Annotated in this window: 17 protein-coding genes; 14 read left to right on the forward strand and 3 right to left on the reverse strand. The window is 60.9% G+C overall.

The annotated features are described in order from the left end of the window. Positions 1-74: 74 nt before the first annotated feature. A complete protein-coding gene (locus tag PSH96_RS07195; RefSeq protein ID WP_305458461.1) occupies positions 75-947 on the reverse strand; it encodes a LysR substrate-binding domain-containing protein in 873 nt (290 codons plus the stop codon). Positions 948-1105: 158 nt separating this feature from the next. Between PSH96_RS07195 and PSH96_RS07200 the strand changes: the two genes are divergently transcribed. The 3 genes from PSH96_RS07200 to ccoM all read left to right on the forward strand — a co-directional run bounded on the left by PSH96_RS07200 (position 1106) and on the right by ccoM (position 2114). Continuing rightward, positions 1106-1591: a lipocalin-like domain-containing protein gene (locus PSH96_RS07200; protein ID WP_305458463.1), complete on the forward strand. Its 486-nt coding sequence runs from the start codon at positions 1106-1108 to the stop codon at positions 1589-1591. Between the two features lie 101 nt (positions 1592-1692). Beyond that, positions 1693-1854 (forward strand): hypothetical protein, encoded by a 162-nt coding sequence (locus tag PSH96_RS07205; RefSeq protein WP_164484814.1) that lies wholly within the window; start codon positions 1693-1695, stop codon positions 1852-1854. A gap of 143 nt (positions 1855-1997) precedes the next feature. Continuing rightward, positions 1998-2114 (forward strand): cytochrome c oxidase subunit CcoM, encoded by a 117-nt coding sequence (gene ccoM / locus PSH96_RS07210; protein WP_017137226.1) that lies wholly within the window; start codon positions 1998-2000, stop codon positions 2112-2114. 177 nt (positions 2115-2291) lie between these two features. On the opposite strand, the gene PSH96_RS07215 is transcribed toward ccoM, so the two are convergent. Together PSH96_RS07215 and PSH96_RS07220 are read right to left on the reverse strand one after the other, a co-directional pair. Continuing rightward, positions 2292-3767, reverse strand: a complete 1476-nt coding sequence (locus PSH96_RS07215; RefSeq protein ID WP_056857464.1) for an inorganic phosphate transporter — start codon at positions 3765-3767, stop codon at positions 2292-2294. Between the two features lie 334 nt (positions 3768-4101). Further along, on the reverse strand, positions 4102-4302 hold the full coding sequence (locus PSH96_RS07220) for a hypothetical protein (RefSeq protein WP_003189295.1): 201 nt from the start codon (positions 4300-4302) through the stop codon (positions 4102-4104). Positions 4303-4806: 504 nt separating this feature from the next. Between PSH96_RS07220 and pcaR the strand changes: the two genes are divergently transcribed. The 11 genes from pcaR to pcaC all read left to right on the forward strand — a co-directional run bounded on the left by pcaR (position 4807) and on the right by pcaC (position 15528). Further along, positions 4807-5649 (forward strand): pca regulon transcriptional regulator PcaR, encoded by an 843-nt coding sequence (gene pcaR, locus PSH96_RS07225; RefSeq protein WP_017137228.1) that lies wholly within the window; start codon positions 4807-4809, stop codon positions 5647-5649. A 144-nt stretch (positions 5650-5793) separates the two neighbouring features. Then, a complete protein-coding gene (locus PSH96_RS07230; protein ID WP_305458467.1) occupies positions 5794-7134 on the forward strand; it encodes an MFS transporter in 1341 nt (446 codons plus the stop codon). 147 nt (positions 7135-7281) lie between these two features. Further along, a complete protein-coding gene (locus PSH96_RS07235; RefSeq protein WP_305458469.1) occupies positions 7282-8139 on the forward strand; it encodes a CoA transferase subunit A in 858 nt (285 codons plus the stop codon). Further along, the gene (locus PSH96_RS07240; RefSeq protein ID WP_305458470.1) at positions 8139-8918 is read left to right on the forward strand and encodes a CoA-transferase subunit beta; all 780 of its coding nucleotides are present in this window, start codon (positions 8139-8141) and stop codon (positions 8916-8918) included. The genes PSH96_RS07235 and PSH96_RS07240 overlap by 1 nt, the downstream gene beginning before the upstream one ends. Beyond that, positions 8915-10117 (forward strand): 3-oxoadipyl-CoA thiolase, encoded by a 1203-nt coding sequence (gene pcaF / locus PSH96_RS07245; protein WP_305460005.1) that lies wholly within the window; start codon positions 8915-8917, stop codon positions 10115-10117. Before PSH96_RS07240 ends, pcaF begins: the two co-directional genes overlap by 4 nt. Before the next feature lie 17 nt (positions 10118-10134). Then, positions 10135-10839: a protocatechuate 3,4-dioxygenase subunit beta gene (gene pcaH / locus PSH96_RS07250; protein ID WP_017137233.1), complete on the forward strand. Its 705-nt coding sequence runs from the start codon at positions 10135-10137 to the stop codon at positions 10837-10839. Position 10840: 1 nt separating this feature from the next. After that, positions 10841-11407, forward strand: coding sequence for a protocatechuate 3,4-dioxygenase subunit alpha (gene pcaG, locus PSH96_RS07255; RefSeq protein WP_305458472.1), 567 nt, complete (start codon positions 10841-10843; stop codon positions 11405-11407). Positions 11408-11595: 188 nt separating this feature from the next. Continuing rightward, positions 11596-12891 carry an MFS family transporter gene (locus PSH96_RS07260; RefSeq protein WP_065929041.1) on the forward strand — a complete coding sequence of 432 codons (1296 nt, stop codon included), beginning with the start codon at positions 11596-11598 and terminating at the stop codon, positions 12889-12891. A gap of 9 nt (positions 12892-12900) precedes the next feature. After that, the gene (locus PSH96_RS07265; RefSeq protein WP_305458474.1) at positions 12901-14265 is read left to right on the forward strand and encodes a 3-carboxy-cis,cis-muconate cycloisomerase; all 1365 of its coding nucleotides are present in this window, start codon (positions 12901-12903) and stop codon (positions 14263-14265) included. 10 nt (positions 14266-14275) lie between these two features. Further along, positions 14276-15067 carry a 3-oxoadipate enol-lactonase gene (pcaD, locus tag PSH96_RS07270; RefSeq protein ID WP_305458476.1) on the forward strand — a complete coding sequence of 264 codons (792 nt, stop codon included), beginning with the start codon at positions 14276-14278 and terminating at the stop codon, positions 15065-15067. A 62-nt stretch (positions 15068-15129) separates the two neighbouring features. Beyond that, complete coding sequence (gene pcaC, locus PSH96_RS07275; RefSeq protein WP_305458478.1) at positions 15130-15528, forward strand: 4-carboxymuconolactone decarboxylase; 399 nt, start codon at positions 15130-15132, stop codon at positions 15526-15528. Positions 15529-15554: the final 26 nt, after the last annotated feature.

Here is a 15554-nt window from a genome sequence, read left to right on the forward strand (position 1 = left end):
TGAAGAGGGGTGAGCATGTTGGACGCAGTGAGGGGCGACAAACGGATAGATCTCACGGGACGTATCGAAATAACTCAAGTGTCGCAGCAAGCTTCCTTTAGCCAGGCGCTGAAACATTCGACGGCTTCGCTGGACGGGCCTTGGGCGGCGATCAGCCAGTAGCCGATTTCGCTGTGGTAGGGCGGCCAGTCGAACGCTTCTACCAGGCTGCCGTCCTGGAGCCTGCGCGCGATCAGACGATGACGGCCCATGGCGATGCCTTGGCCAGCCACGGCGGCTTCGACCACGATGTTGTAATCGTGCAGCAGCACGCGCGGGTGGTGGTCGAGGTTGACCTGATAGTGCGCCGACCAATCCGTCCACTCGAAAGGGCGGTGCGAGGTGGCCATCAACAAGGGCGCGTTGTGCAGTTGGCTGGCCTTGAAGGCCGGGCTGCATACCGGTGAAATGACTTCCGCCATCAAGCGCGTGGCCTGTACATCGGGCCAGTCGCCCTTGCCATAACGAATGGCCAGGTCGACCTCGGCGGCGGCGACGTTTGCCAATTGAATCGCCGGCAGCAGTTCCACTTGGATATGCGGATAACGGTTGAGAAACCCGGCCAGGCGTGGGGCCAGCCACAGGGTGGCGAACGAGGCGAGCAGGCCCACGCGCAGGACTGTGGTCGTGGGGGCGACTTTTTGCGCGCGGGTGGCGGCGGCAATCATGTCGAGGGCCGGGCGAATTTCGTCGTAGTAATGTTGGCCGTCGGCGGTCAGATCAATCGCGCGGGTGCGTCGGATAAACAGTGGTTTGCCCAGATACTGTTCGAGCTTTTGCACCTGGTGGCTGAGTGCGCTCTGGGTAACCGACAACTCATTGGCGGCCTTGATAAAACTCAAGTGCCGCGCCACCGCCTCAAAAGCGCGCAGGGCCAGCAGCGGCGGAAGGTCATTGTGCAGTGCCAACTGAGTGCGCCTACAGGGTAAGTTGGAAAGTGTCGATTTTGGGCGATGTGCTTGCTTTTGTCGCCCGCAGATTCTTCTGTCGTAGTGTGAGGATATGCCTTACATCTCCCCGGGCAGCTGTACGCAAAGCTCTGTGTCTTTTTTGAGACGGTAGAGCGATGAAAAACCCTATAAAGGCCAATGTGATCGGGTTGGCTGTTTCAATGGGCCTTTGCGCGGGCGCAGCAGCGAGTGAGTCACCGCTGGTCGGGGCCTGGAAGCTGGTCGGCTATCAGGTCGAGTCCCAGGATACCCGTGAGAAAATCCCGGCAATGGGCAGCCGCCCTTCCGGGCGCGTTATTTTTACCGCGGATCATCGAGTGGCTTTCGTGTTGACCGGTGAGGGAAGAAAGCCCGGCGCTTCCGACGCTGAAAAATCAGTGCTGTTGAATACGCTGGTGGCTTATACCGGTATTGAGCGGGTCGAGGGCAATCAATGGTGCACAGAGGTTGATTCTGCCTGGAATCCGGCGTGGGTGGGGACGGTGCAGTGCCGTGATTTTCAGGTCAGGGGCAACACGCTGGAAGTGCTGACGCCCTGGCGCCAAATGCCGAATTGGCCGGGGACTACACGTTCCATCATTACGTTTGAGCGGGATATATAAGCGCCAGGAGCGGGAAGTACGAGGATTTTCACCCTGGTATTTGCCGTCGAGCGGGAGAGGCCGCATTATTGAGCCATTCCCGCCACGACGTATGCCAAGCCATGAGTGATGACGACAAGCTGATTGACCTGAATGCCGAACGCGCCAAGCGTGTGCATGACCTGAATGACAAACGCCTGAACGAAGTACGCCAGGCGTTTGAGCAGGCGATGCCTTTAGGCAAAACCAAGAAGAAGTCGAAGAACAAACCGAAAAAGCGTTGAAACAACCTGCATCTGTTGATGCAGGTCAGTTATTGCCCTTCTTTACGCCCCGTTGCGGGCGACATTGATCCCCGTCAATTTTCCAATCCGCCTTCTCCATTAACTTAGCCCTATCGCAACAGGGCATGAGCAGGAGGCCGGTCATGTTTTTCGATAATGTGGTATTTGCCGGGGTGCTGACTGTCAGCCTCATGGTGCTGTTTTTTGTAGGGTTTGGGATTTTTATCTGGAAGGACGCTAATAAGCGTAAAGAACCGTAAGTTCTTCCGGGTTACATGAGCACGCAAGGCATTTTGGGCGACTTCGGTCGCCCTTTTTTTTGCCCGCTATTTAATGTGTTGTGCAGATGATCGTTCAGAGCGTGGGAACGATCTGTGGAGATAAAAAAAGGCGCGATCCCCATCAGGATCGCGCCTTCTTTTTACAGCCGCAGCCTATCAGCTACCCAATGCCTTGGACGCCAGCCAGAACAACCCGGCCGACAGGCCCACGGTTGCCGGCAAGGTCAACACCCAGGCCATCAGGATGGTCTTCACCGTGCCACCTTGCAGCCCGCTTTTGTTGGCGACCATGGTGCCGGCCACACCGGACGACAACACGTGGGTAGTCGACACCGGCAGGCTGAAGATGTTGGCCAGGCCAATCATGCTCGCCGTGGTGATTTGCGCCGACATGCCTTGGGCATAGGTCATGCCTTGCTTGCCGATCTTCTCACCGATGGTCAGTACCACACGTTTCCAGCCCACCATGGTGCCCAGGCCCAGGGCCAGCGCGACGGCGAGGATCACCCAGAACGGGGCGTATTCGGTGGTGGCGGTCAAGTCTTTGCGCAGCTTGTCCAGGTCGGACTTCTCACGCGCATCCAGGCCCGGCAGCTTGCCGACTTTCTTCGCGGTGTCGTCCAGGCACAGCAGGTAGCGGCGCACTTCAATGCGGTGCTCGGCAGTCAGTGAGTGGTAGTCGGAAACGCCTTTCAGGGTGTCCATCAACGCATTGATGGTCGGTTCGGTCTGCTGCGGGTTGCACTGGAACTTGCCCGGCAGGTCGTCCTTGACGCTTTTGCCCAGTGCCAGGAACTCGCCGAGCGTGGCGTTATTGCGCTCGTAGAACTGGCTCAAGTGCACAGTAGCGTCGCGAGTACGTTCAATCTGGTAGGTGGTGCTGCCCAGGTCGAGTACGAACTGCGCCGGTACGATACCGATGAGCACCAGCATGATCAGGCCGATACCCTTCTGGCCATCGTTGGAGCCGTGCACGAAGCTCACGGCCATGGCCGAGATCACCAGTACCAGACGGTTCCAGAACGGTGGGTGCTTCTTGTCGTCAAGCTTGCGGCGCTGGTCCGGGGTCTTGTGCATTTTCGACAGTGGGCGCCACCATTTCAGGCCGATCAGCACCAAGGCTGCGACCAGGAAACCGGCCATCGGCGAGAACACCAGGGAAGCGCCGATATCGATAGCTTTCTGCCAGTTCACACCGTCAGCCAGGGGGATGTCGTTGATCAGGGCATTGGCCAGGCCGACACCGAGGATCGAGCCGATCAAGGTGTGGGAGCTGGAGGCCGGGATACCGAAGTACCAGGTGCCCAGGTTCCAGGTGATCGCCGCTGCCAATAAAGAGAAGACCATTGCCAGGCCATGGCCGGTGTTCACATTGATCAGCAACTCCACCGGCAGCAAGTGCACGATGGCGTAGGCGACACCCACACCACCGAGCAATACGCCGAGGAAGTTGAACACCCCGGAGAAGAACACGGCCAGGTGTGGCGGCATGGCTTTGGTGTAGATGACTGTGGCCACCGCGTTAGCGGTGTCATGAAAGCCATTGATGAACTCGAAGGCGAGGACAAAGGCCAGGGCGAGCAACAGGCTCACTAGAACCCAAGCATCCAGTCCGCTGAATAAATCGATCATGAAGGTTTTCTGACCCGGTCGTAAGGGGGCGCGATTATGCCAGAAAACCTCAGTAATCGATGCATTAGCTGCTCATCGGTAACAATCTTCACTGAAAAAACACCGGGCGACGCGGCGCATCCCAGGGTTTTCGGGGCTTTGGCAAGTCTTTGATTTATAAAGTGCGGGGCCGAAAAGACACGGATTGGTCATGCAAACGTCATGTCTGAAACATTTGTATGAAATTTCGTTGGCAGCAGCAGGACGCTGACCAATGGTGAGTCAATGCGCGGTGCCCTCCGCTGGCGGTGAGCCAGCAGAGACAGCAAAACCCTGGAAACTCTGAGCGAAGGGCTTATGGCTCTTCGGTTTTGAGTTCCTGTTCAATCTTTTGAATTTCCTGGGCAAATGCCTGATCCAGCAAACTGGCCCTTTTGCGCCAGGGTTTGCGCTCGGGTTCAGGTTGCGCGGCGTAGGTGGTGACTTCCCCGCCGTAAACGTCCTTGTAACGTTGTTCCTGGCGCTCAAGTTCCGCGCGCAGTTCGTCTTTCGTCACAGTGTTACCTAATTAAGTTGAGTGTATTGACGGTGCAGCGTCATGCCTGAAAGTCGTCCTCGGGTTGTTTGAAATTGAACAGTAAAACCATTCAAGTTTGAAAAGGACCAAAGGGCAGATCTTATAAACAGGTATGTGTGACCGGTGATGCCTGCAATGCGCATCGCCTGGTGAGCTCCACTCCCGATGATAATGAAACCGGGCTGACCTCTGCACAAGCTGCATTATAGCGGCGCATTTGAATAAAACTATCAGCATCAAGTTAAAAAGCGTCAACTTCGTGTGAGGCTTTTGTTACATGGCGATGTGAGTCCTTCGCCCGTTGTGCGCACAACTGTAGTGGTCCATGCGGCTGTCGGGTTCCACCAGGAGAATTGCGATAATCGCATGAGCGTCCGATAATCGCCCAATGTTGCGGGCGTCGCCTTGTACATCCCGACCGGCGCGGCTTGTAATGACGGCCAACCCTCCCAGCGGTTGAAAACAAGAGAAAGGACCCTTGAAATGAACGATCAATTGCGCAACTCCTTCGCGTCAGTGGCGCCGCCGATCGTGGCTTCACCGGCCAAGCGTATCCAGGCGTTTACCGGTGATCCGGACTTCATGACCTCCCTGGCCCGAGGCCTGGCGGTGGTGCAGGCGTTTCAGGAGCGCAAGCGCCACCTGACCATCGCCCAGATCAGCCATCGCACCGAAATCCCGCGCGCCGCCGTGCGCCGTTGTCTGCACACCTTGATCAAACTCGGTTATGCCACCACCGATGGGCGCACCTATTCACTGCTGCCCAAAGTCCTGACCCTGGGGCATGCCTATTTGTCCTCCACGCCATTGGCCGTGTCGGCCCAGCCGTACCTGGACCGCATGAGCGAGCAATTGCACGAAGCCTGCAACATGGCGACCCTGGAAGGCGACGACATCCTTTATATTGCCCGCTCGGCCACCACCCAGCGCCTGATCTCGGTGGACCTGTCGGTGGGCGGGCGTTTGCCGGCGTATTGCACATCGATGGGGCGCATCCTCCTGGCGGCGCTGGACGATGCTTCGCTCAAGGACTATCTCGACCACGCCGACCTGCAAACCAAGACCAGCCGCACCCTGACCACCCCCGAAGCCTTGTTCGAATGCCTGCAACAAGTGCGTCAACAAGGCTGGTGCATCGTCGACCAGGAACTGGAACAGGGCCTGCGCTCCATCGCCGTGCCGGTGTACGACGCGTCCGGCCAGGTGTTGGCCGCGCTCAATGTCAGTACCCACGCCGGGCGCGTCAGCCGCAGCGAGCTGGAACAGCGTTTCCTGCCGAGCATGCTCAGCGCCAGCCGTGAGCTGAGTGCGCAACTGTTTGCCTAAGTGTTCGGTGACCGCACAGATCCCGGCTTGATCAATTGACGCTGTTTCCCCCGACTTATTACTGTGCGGCAGCGCTCTGAAGAGCCGCCCAATAATAATGACGACCGCAGGTCGTTAGCCCGCCATCGGTGTGGAATAAAAATAATGAATCAGCCTTCTGTCGGTACCACCCTGGACGTGCAGTCCTTTATCAACGCCCAGCCACTGTCGCGCTACCAGTGGCGCGTGGTGATCCTGTGTTTCCTGATTGTCTTCCTCGATGGCCTCGACACCGCCGCCATGGGCTTTATTGCGCCTGCGCTGTCCCAGGACTGGGGCATCGACCGCGCCAGCCTCGGCCCGGTGATGAGCGCCGCGCTGATCGGCATGGTCTTCGGCGCACTCGGTTCCGGCCCGCTGGCGGACCGTTTCGGCCGCAAAGTGGTACTGGTGAGTGCGGTGTTGGTGTTTGGCGCATTCAGCCTGGCCTCGGCCTACAGCACCAACGTCGACCAACTGCTGGTGCTGCGCTTTCTGACCGGGCTGGGCCTGGGCGCGGGAATGCCGAACGCCACAACGCTGCTGTCCGAATACACCCCCGAGCGCCACAAATCGTTGCTGGTGACCAGCATGTTCTGCGGTTTCAACCTGGGTATGGCCGGCGGCGGGTTTATCTCGGCCAAGCTGATCCCGGCGTTTGGCTGGCATAGCCTGTTGCTGATCGGCGGCATCCTGCCGTTGATTTTGGCGGTGGTGCTGCTGGTCTGGCTGCCGGAATCGGCGCGTTACCTGGTGGTGCGCAACCGTGGCACCGACAAGGTGCGCAAAACCTTGTCACCCATCGAACCCATGATCGTTGCCCAGGCGAGCAGCTTCAGCGTGCCCGAGCAAAAAACCGTCAAGGCCCGCAACGTGTTCGCGGTGATCTTCTCCGGCACCTACAGCGCCGGCACCTTGCTGCTGTGGCTCACCTACTTTATGGGCCTGGTGATTGTTTACCTGCTGACCAGTTGGCTGCCGACCCTGATGCGCGACAGCGGCGCCAGCATGGAACAGGCCGCCTTTATCGGCGCGTTGTTCCAGTTTGGTGGCGTGCTCAGTGCGGTCGGCGTGGGCTGGGCGATGGACCGCTTCAACCCTCACAAGGTCATCGGCACCTTCTACCTGCTGGCCGGGGTGTTTGCCTACGCCGTGGGGCAGAGCCTGGGCAATATCACCCTGTTGGCGACCTTGGTGTTGATCGCCGGGATGTGCGTCAACGGCGCGCAATCGGCCATGCCATCCTTGGCGGCACGCTTCTACCCGACCCAGGGCCGCGCCACCGGTGTGTCGTGGATGCTTGGCATCGGCCGCTTCGGCGCGATTCTCGGTGCGTGGATGGGCGCCACCTTGCTGGGCCTGGGCTGGAACTTCGAACAAGTGCTGACGGCGCTGGTGATTCCTGCGGCGTTGGCCACGGCTGCTGTGGTGATCAAGGGCATGGTCAGCCATGCGGATGCGACCTGACATAGATCGATAGCCTGCCAACAATCTGTTCGATAATCGAACGCTGAGTCGATTATCGGATTGTTTGACCCATTTGCCCGGCTTAATCTTCAAGCACTTCGGCGCCACCTCAGCGCCTTTTTCGATCAACACCGGGAGCCCAACCCCATGGCTGAAATTCTCACCCTGCGTGATGCGGTCAAGCGCTTCGTGAACGACGGCGATACCGTCGCCCTCGAAGGCTTCACCCATCTGATCCCTACGGCAGCGGGTCATGAAATCATTCGTCAGGGCAAGAAAGACCTGACGCTGGTGCGCATGACGCCTGACCTGATCTACGACCAGTTGATCGGTGCCGGCTGCGCGCGCAAGTTGATTTTCTCCTGGGGCGGCAACCCGGGCGTGGGTTCCCTGCATCGCCTGCGTGATGCGGTCGAAAAACACTGGCCGCAGCCGCTGGAGATCGAAGAACACAGCCACGCCGACCTGGCCAATGCTTACGTCGCCGGCGCTTCCGGCCTGCCGTTTGCGGTGCTGCGCGCCTATGCCGGTTCCGACCTGCCCAAGGTCAACCCGCTGATCAAGACCGTGACCTGCCCATTCACCGGCGAAGTGCTGGCGGCAGTGCCGTCGGTGCGCCCGGACATCACCGTGATCCACGCACAAAAGGCCGACCGCAAGGGCAACGTGCTGCTCTGGGGCATTCTCGGTGTGCAGAAGGAAGCGGCCCTGGCGGCCAAGCGTTGCATCGTCACCGTCGAAGAAATCGTCGATGACCTGAATGCGCCGATGAACAGTTGCGTATTGCCGACCTGGGCACTGACCGCGGTGTGCCACGTACCCGGTGGCGCACACCCGTCCTACGCCCACGGCTACAACGAGCGCGACAATCGTTTCTATCAGGCGTGGGACCCAATCGCCCGTGACCGTGGGACTTTCACCGCGTGGATCGACGAATACATCCACGGCACCGCTGACTTCAGTGAATTCCAGGCCAAGCTGGCCCACGCGCAGGAGGCCAAGTAATGGCTTACTCGACCAATGAAATGATGACCGTCGCCGCCGCGCGCCGCCTCAAGAACGGCTCGGTGTGCTTTGTCGGCATCGGCTTGCCTTCCAAGGCCGCCAACCTGGCACGCCTGACCTCGTCGCCGGACGTGGTGCTGATCTACGAATCCGGCCCGATTGGCGCCAAGCCAAGCGTATTGCCGCTGTCCATCGGTGACGGCGAACTGGCGGAAACCGCCGACACGGTAGTACCGACCGGTGAGATTTTTCGCTACTGGCTGCAAGGCGGGCGCATTGACGTCGGTTTTCTCGGCGCCGCCCAGGTCGACCGTTTCGGCAATATCAACACCACCGTGGTGGGCGACTATCACCAACCCAAAGTGCGCCTGCCGGGTGCCGGTGGCGCGCCGGAGATTGCCGGCTCCGCCAAGAGCGTGTTGATCATCCTCAAGCAGTCGGCGCGCTCGTTTGTCGACAAGCTGGACTTCATCACCTCGGTCGGCCACGGCGAAGGCGGTGACTCACGCAAACGCCTGGGCCTGCCTGGCGCCGGCCCTGTAGGGATTATTACCGACCTGTGCATCATGGAGCCGGAGGAGGGCAGCCATGAGTTCGTGGTCACCGCGCTGCACCCCGGCGTCACCCGTGAGCAAGTGGTGGCGGCCACTGGTTGGGCAATTCGTTTTGCTGACGACGTAAGCACCACCGCCGAGCCGACCGACGTTGAGCTGACCGCCCTGCGTGATCTCGAAGCTCGCACCGCTGCCGCCCACGGCCAAGCACCGGGAGAAGCCTGATGCGCGACGTGTTTATCTGTGATGCCATCCGCACACCCATCGGCCGTTTTGGCGGTGGTTTGTCCACGGTGCGTGCCGATGACTTGGCGGCTTTGCCGATCAAGGCGCTGATCGAGCGCAACCCGTCGGTGGACTGGAGCGCGGTCGACGAAGTGTTCCTCGGTTGCGCCAACCAGGCCGGTGAAGACAACCGCAACGTCGCGCGTATGGCGTTGCTGTTGGCGGGCTTGCCGCACAGCATTCCGGGCGTGACCCTCAACCGCCTGTGCGCCTCGGGCATGGACGCGATCGGCACCGCCTTCCGCGCCATCGCCAGCGGCGAAATGGAGCTGGCGATTGCCGGTGGCGTCGAGTCGATGTCCCGTGCTCCGTTCGTGATGGGCAAGGCTGACGCGGCGTTTTCGCGCAATATGAAGCTGGAAGACACCACCATCGGCTGGCGCTTTATCAACCCGTTGATGAAGGCCCAATACGGCGTGGATGCGATGCCGCAAACCGCCGATAACGTCGCCGACGACTACAACGTGTCCCGCGCCGATCAGGACGCCTTCGCCCTGCGCAGCCAGCAACGCACCGCTGCCGCACAAGCCGCAGGGTTCTTTGCCGAAGAAATCGTGCCGGTGCGCGTCGCCCATAAAAAAGGCGAAACCCTGGTGGAGCACGACGAGCATCCACGCGACACCAGCCTGCAAGCTTTGGCTAAACTCAAGCCGGTCAATGGCCCGGATAAAACCGTCACCGCCGGCAATGCGTCGGGCGTGAATGACGGCGCGGCGGCGTTGATTCTGGCGTCTGCCGAAGCGGTCAAAAAGCACGGCCTCACCGCCCGCGCCCGCGTGTTGGGCATGGCCAGCGCCGGGGTTGCGCCGCGAGTGATGGGCATCGGCCCGGTGCCGGCGGTGCGCAAACTGGTGGAGCGCCTCGGTTTGGCGGTCACCGACTTTGACGTGATCGAACTCAATGAAGCCTTCGCCAGCCAAGGCCTGGCGGTGCTGCGTGAACTGGGGATTGCCGATGATGCCGCGCAGGTCAACCCGAATGGCGGCGCCATCGCCCTCGGCCACCCGCTGGGCATGAGCGGCGCGCGGTTGGTGCTGACGGCACTGCATCAGTTGGAGAAAACCGGCGGCCGCAAAGGCCTGGCGACCATGTGTGTGGGCGTCGGCCAAGGCCTGGCCCTGGCGATTGAACGCGTCTGATAAGAGAGGATTGCTCCATGAGTGACAAGCCCGGTTACCGGCGCCCGCAAGCGGGCACCCAACCTGATTACCTGCACCCGGCCTACCAGTCGACGAACCTGCGTTCGCCGTCCCAGCCATTGGTGTTTCTGCCCCATTCCTTGTCGGAAATCACCGGCCCGACCATCGGCGCCGAGCGGATCAACGAGAAGGACAACGACCTCACCGCCCAGCACGAAGGCGAGCCCCAGGGCGAGCGCATCATCATCCACGGCCGTGTGCTGGATGAAAATGGCCTGCCGGTGCCGGGCATTCTGGTGGAGATCTGGCAGGCCAACGCCGCCGGTCGCTACAACCACAAACGCGACCTGCACGACGCGCCGCTGGACCCGAACTTTACCGGTACCGGCCGCACCGTCACCGACGCCGACGGCTGGTATCAGTTCCAGACCATCAAGCCCGGTGCTTACCCGTGGGGCAACCACCACAACGCGTGGCGCCCGGCGCATATCCACTTCTCGCTGTTTGGCCCCAGCGTGCTGACGCGGCTGGTCACGCAGATGTATTTTCCCGGCGACCCGCTGCTGGAATACGACCCGATCTACAACTGCGTGCCGGACACCAGCGCCAAGCAGCGGCTGATCGCGCGTTTTGATCTGGAAAAAACCATTCCGTCCTATGCCCTCGGCTATCGCTGGGACATCGTTTTGCGCGGCCGCGACGCCACGCCGATGGAGAAATGAGATGACCCTGAATGCGACCACGTCCCACACCGTCGGGCCGTATTACCACATCGGCCTGACCTGGCTGAACCGCGAAGACCTGACCGTGCCGGCAACCCTGGGCGAGCGCGTGGCAATCAGCGGGCGAGTGGTGGACGGCAACGGTGATGTCGTCAACGACGCCATGCTGGAAGTCTGGCAGGCCAATGCCGCCGGTAAGTACGACCACCCGGAAGACGAGCAGGCCAAGGCCGTTGACCCCAACTTCGAAGGGTTTGGCCGCGTGCCGGTGGACGCCGAAGGGCGTTTTCGGTTTACCACCATCAAGCCGGGCAGCGTGCCAGGCCTGCGAGGCACGACCCAGGCGCCGCATCTGGTGGTGCTGGTGTTTGCCCGTGGCTTGGTCAAGCACCTGCTGACGCGGATTTATTTTGACGGTGAAGCGCGCAATGGCGATGACCCGTTGCTGGCCTGCGTGCCGGCTGAGCGTCGCGCTACGTTGATTGCCACGCCGGATGCGCAGGGTGTGCATCAGTGGAATGTGATTTTGCAGGGCACAGACAAGGAGACGGTGTTCTTCGATTATTGAGTTGAGCTGGCGGGCGTCATCGCGGGCAAGCCCGGCTCCCACCTTTTGATCTGTGAATAGGTTCAAAGGTGGGAGCTGGCTTGCCTGCGATGGCGCCCTCAAGGCCGCACCTATGCAAAAGTCTGCTTGCGGAACATGGTTGTTGCAAAGTATGTCTAGGCTATAACCGTTCCCACTGAGTAAAAAACATGACAACAACAACGAGTCACTACACCGGAGAAGAACGCAGCAAACGGATTTTTGCGATTGTCGGGGCCTCCTCCGGCAACCTGGTCGAATGGTTCGACTTCTACGTCTATGCCTTCTGCGCGATCTATTTTGCCCCGGCGTTTTTCCCCTCGGACGACCCCACGGTCCAACTGCTCAACACCGCCGGTGTATTTGCCGCCGGGTTCCTGATGCGCCCCATCGGCGGCTGGCTGTTTGGCCGAGTGGCCGACAAGCACGGGCGCAAAAACTCGATGATGATCTCGGTGCTGATGATGTGCGCCGGTTCCCTGGTCATCGCCTTTTTGCCCACCTACAAAGATATCGGCGCCTGGGCGCCCGCCTTGCTGCTGGTGGCTCGCCTGTTCCAGGGGCTGTCGGTGGGGGGCGAATACGGCACCACGGCGACCTACATGAGTGAAGTGGCACTCAAGGGCCAGCGCGGCTTTTTTGCCTCATTCCAATACGTGACCCTGATCGGCGGCCAATTGCTGGCGGTGCTGGTGGTGGTGATCCTGCAACAGATCCTCAGCGAAGAAGAACTGCGTGCCTGGGGCTGGCGGATTCCGTTCGTGATCGGCGCCATTGCTGCGGTGATCTCCCTGCTGCTGCGTCGCACCTTGAAAGAAACCACCAGCAAGGAAATGCGTGAAGACAAAGACGCCGGCAGCATCGTCGCGTTGTTCCGCGACCACGGCAAAGCGTTCATTACCGTGTTGGGCTACACCGCCGGTGGCTCGCTGATTTTCTACACCTTCACCACGTACATGCAGAAATACCTGGTGAACACCGTGGGCATGCACGCCAAGACGTCGAGCTACATCATGACCGGCGCGTTGTTCCTGTACATGTGCATGCAGCCGCTGTTCGGCATGCTGGCGGACAAGATCGGTCGACGTAATTCGATGCTCTGGTTCGCAGGCCTGGGTACGCTGTTCACTGTGCCGATCCTGCTGACCTTGAAAACCGTCACCAGCCCGTTCCTGGCCTTTGTGCTGATCACCCTGGCCTTGGCGATCGTCAGCTTCTACACCTCGATCAGCGGCCTGGTCAAAGCCGAGATGTTCCCGCCGCAGGTGCGCGCACTGGGTGTGGGCCTGGCCTATGCGGTGGCGAATGCGATTTTTGGCGGTTCGGCTGAAGTTGTCGCGCTGAGCCTGAAATCCATCGGCATGGAAAATACCTTTTACTGGTACGTCACCGCGATGATGGCGGTCGCCTTCCTGTTCAGCCTGCGTCTGCCCAAACAGGCGGCTTATCTACACCACGACCTCTAGGGATGAGTTATGACACTGCGCACGAGCAATCAACTGTTCGACGCTTACTTCACCGCTGACAGCATGGCCGAAGTGTTCTGCGACCACGGACGTTTGCAGGGCATGCTGGATTTCGAAGCGGCATTGGCCCGGGCCGAGGCGCGGGTCGGGTTGATTCCGCAAGCCGCCGTCGCGCCGATTGCCCAGGCGTGCCTGGCGTCGCTTTACGATGTGGACGCCCTCGGTGAGGCGATTGCCTCGGCGGGGAATTCGGCGATTCCACTGGTGAAGGCCTTGGGCAAGTTGATTGCCGCTGAAGATGCCGGCGCCGAGCGTTACGTGCACCTGGGTGCGACCAGCCAGGATGTGATGGACACCGGGCTGGTGCTGCAACTGCGCCAGGCGTTGGCGCTGATCGAAGCGGACCTGGCGCAATTGGGCGAGGTGCTTGCTGTGCAGGCCCAGCGTTATGCCGACGTGCCCCTGGCTGGGCGAACCTGGTTGCAGCATGCGACGCCGGTCACCCTCGGAATGAAAATCGCCGGTTGGCTGGGCGCGGTCACGCGCAGTCGCCAACGCCTGGCCGAGCTGAAGCCGCGCTTGCTGGTGCTGCAGTTTGGTGGCGCGTCCGGCACCCTGGCGGCACTCGGTGAGCACGCCATGCCGGTAGCACACGCCTTGGCGGCTGAGTTGCAATTGGGCCTGCCCGAGCAACCCTGGCACACCCAACGTGATCGACTGGTGGAGTTTGCCGGCGTGCTCGGCCTGATCGCCGGCAGCCTCGGCAAACTGGGGCGCGACCTCAGCCTGTTGATGCAGACCGAAGCGGCGGAGGTGTTCGAGCCATCGGCACCGGGCAAAGGCGGCTCATCGACCATGCCGCACAAGCGCAACCCAGTCGGCGCCGCCGTGTTGATCAGCGCGGCCACCCGCGTGCCGGGGCTGGTGGCGACGATGTTCAGCGCCATGCCCCAAGAGCATGAGCGCAGCCTGGGCCTGTGGCACGCCGAGTGGGAAACCCTGCCGGAGATTTGCCGGCTGGTGTCGGGTGCCTTGAAACAGGCGCTGCTGGTGAGCCAAGGCTTGGAGGTCGACCCCGAGCGCATGGCGCACAACCTTGACCTGACCCAAGGCCTGGTGCTGGCCGAAGCCGTGAGCATCGTGCTTGCCCAACGCCTGGGCCGCGAGACCGCTCACCATCTATTGGAGCAATGCTGTAAACGCGCCGTCGCCGAACGGCGCCATCTGCGCGCAGTGCTGGCGGATCAAGCGCAGGTCACCGCCGAGTTGTCGGCGGCGGAGCTGGACCGCCTGCTCGATCCGGCCCATTACTTGGGCCAGGCCCACACCTGGGTCACCCGTGCCGTAACCGACCATTTTGCATTGACCGCGTAAGGAGACCGCTGTGGCTTTTGTACAACTGGCCGATGGCCCATTGCATTACCAACTGGACGGGCCTGAGGGCGCGCCGGTGCTGGTGCTGTCCAACTCGTTGGGCACCGACCTGCATATGTGGGACATCCAGATCCCGGCCTTCATCAAGCACTTTCGCGTGCTGCGTTTCGATACTCGTGGGCATGGCAAATCCCTGGTCACCGAGGGCCCGTACAGCATTGAGCAACTGGGTCATGACGTGATCGCGCTGCTGGATGCACTGGATATCCAACGTGCGCATTTTTGCGGGCTGTCCATGGGTGGGTTGATCGGCCAGTGGCTGGGTATTCACGCAGGTGATCGTCTGCTGCGCCTGGTGGTGTGTAACACCGCCGCCAGGATCGGCACGCCGGAAATCTGGAACCCACGTATCGAGAGCGTGCTGCGCGACGGCGCGGCGGCCATGGTTGCGCTGCGCGATGCGTCGATTGCACGCTGGTTTACCGCCGATTTCGCCGCCGCCAACCCGCACCAGGCCCAGCAGATCACTGACATGCTCGCCGCCACATCGCCTCAAGGTTATGCCGCCAACTGCGCAGCCGTACGTGATGCGGATTTGCGCGAGCAACTGTCCAGGATCAAAGTGCCGACCCTGGCGATTGCCGGCACCGAAGATGCCGTCACGCCGCCGGCCGGCAGCCGCTTTATCCAGAACCAGGTCAAGGGCGCCGAGTACGCCGAGTTCTACGCGGCGCATCTTTCTAACGTACAGGCTGGCGCGGCGTTCAGCGAGCGCGTTCTGGCGTTCCTGTTGGCTGATTAAACCTGTGGCAAGCCTGCTCGCCACAAGTGTTCGGGCTTCTATCAAATGTTTAAGGAGTTTTTGTGGACGAGAAACAACGTTATGCCGATGGCCTGCAAGTGCGCCGCGAAGTGCTGGGCGATGCGCATGTCGACCGCAGCCTCAATGCCCTGACCGAGTTCAACAGCGAGTTCCAGGAAATGATCACCCGCCACGCCTGGGGTGATATCTGGACCCGCCCCGGCCTGCCGCGGCATACCCGCAGCCTGATCACCATCGCCATGTTGATCGGCATGAACCGCAGTGAAGAGTTGAAGCTGCACCTGCGCGCTGCCGCCAGCAACGGCGTGACCCGCGCCGAGATCAAGGAAGTGCTGATGCAAAGCGCGATCTACTGCGGGATACCGGCGGCGAATGCGACGTTCCACCTGGCCGAGTCGGTGTGGGATGAGTTGGGTGTCGAGTCGCGCCAGCAAGTCTGAATGTGCAATACGCTCAACATGTGGGA

Source organism: Pseudomonas sp. FP2338, assembly GCF_030687515.1.
In the GTDB taxonomy this organism is placed as follows: Bacteria; Pseudomonadota; Gammaproteobacteria; order Pseudomonadales; family Pseudomonadaceae; genus Aquipseudomonas; species Aquipseudomonas salomonii.

Excerpts from the sequence above, each read along its gene's own strand:
- pcaR (WP_017137228.1), top strand. The coding sequence starts at position 4,807 with ATGAACGATCAATTGCGCAACTCCTTCGCGTCAGTGGCGCCGCCGATC.
- PSH96_RS07260 (WP_065929041.1), top strand. The coding sequence starts at position 11,596 with ATGACAACAACAACGAGTCACTACACCGGAGAAGAACGCAGCAAACGG.
- pcaH (WP_017137233.1), top strand. The coding sequence starts at position 10,135 with ATGAGTGACAAGCCCGGTTACCGGCGCCCGCAAGCGGGCACCCAACCT.
- PSH96_RS07265 (WP_305458474.1), top strand. The coding sequence starts at position 12,901 with ATGACACTGCGCACGAGCAATCAACTGTTCGACGCTTACTTCACCGCT.
- PSH96_RS07205 (WP_164484814.1), top strand. The coding sequence starts at position 1,693 with ATGAGTGATGACGACAAGCTGATTGACCTGAATGCCGAACGCGCCAAG.
- PSH96_RS07230 (WP_305458467.1), top strand. The coding sequence starts at position 5,794 with ATGAATCAGCCTTCTGTCGGTACCACCCTGGACGTGCAGTCCTTTATC.
- PSH96_RS07235 (WP_305458469.1), top strand. The coding sequence starts at position 7,282 with ATGGCTGAAATTCTCACCCTGCGTGATGCGGTCAAGCGCTTCGTGAAC.
- PSH96_RS07200 (WP_305458463.1), top strand. The coding sequence starts at position 1,106 with ATGAAAAACCCTATAAAGGCCAATGTGATCGGGTTGGCTGTTTCAATG.
- ccoM (WP_017137226.1), top strand. The coding sequence starts at position 1,998 with ATGTTTTTCGATAATGTGGTATTTGCCGGGGTGCTGACTGTCAGCCTC.
- pcaG (WP_305458472.1), top strand. The coding sequence starts at position 10,841 with ATGACCCTGAATGCGACCACGTCCCACACCGTCGGGCCGTATTACCAC.
- PSH96_RS07215 (WP_056857464.1), bottom strand. The coding sequence starts at position 3,767 with ATGATCGATTTATTCAGCGGACTGGATGCTTGGGTTCTAGTGAGCCTG.
- PSH96_RS07240 (WP_305458470.1), top strand. The coding sequence starts at position 8,139 with ATGGCTTACTCGACCAATGAAATGATGACCGTCGCCGCCGCGCGCCGC.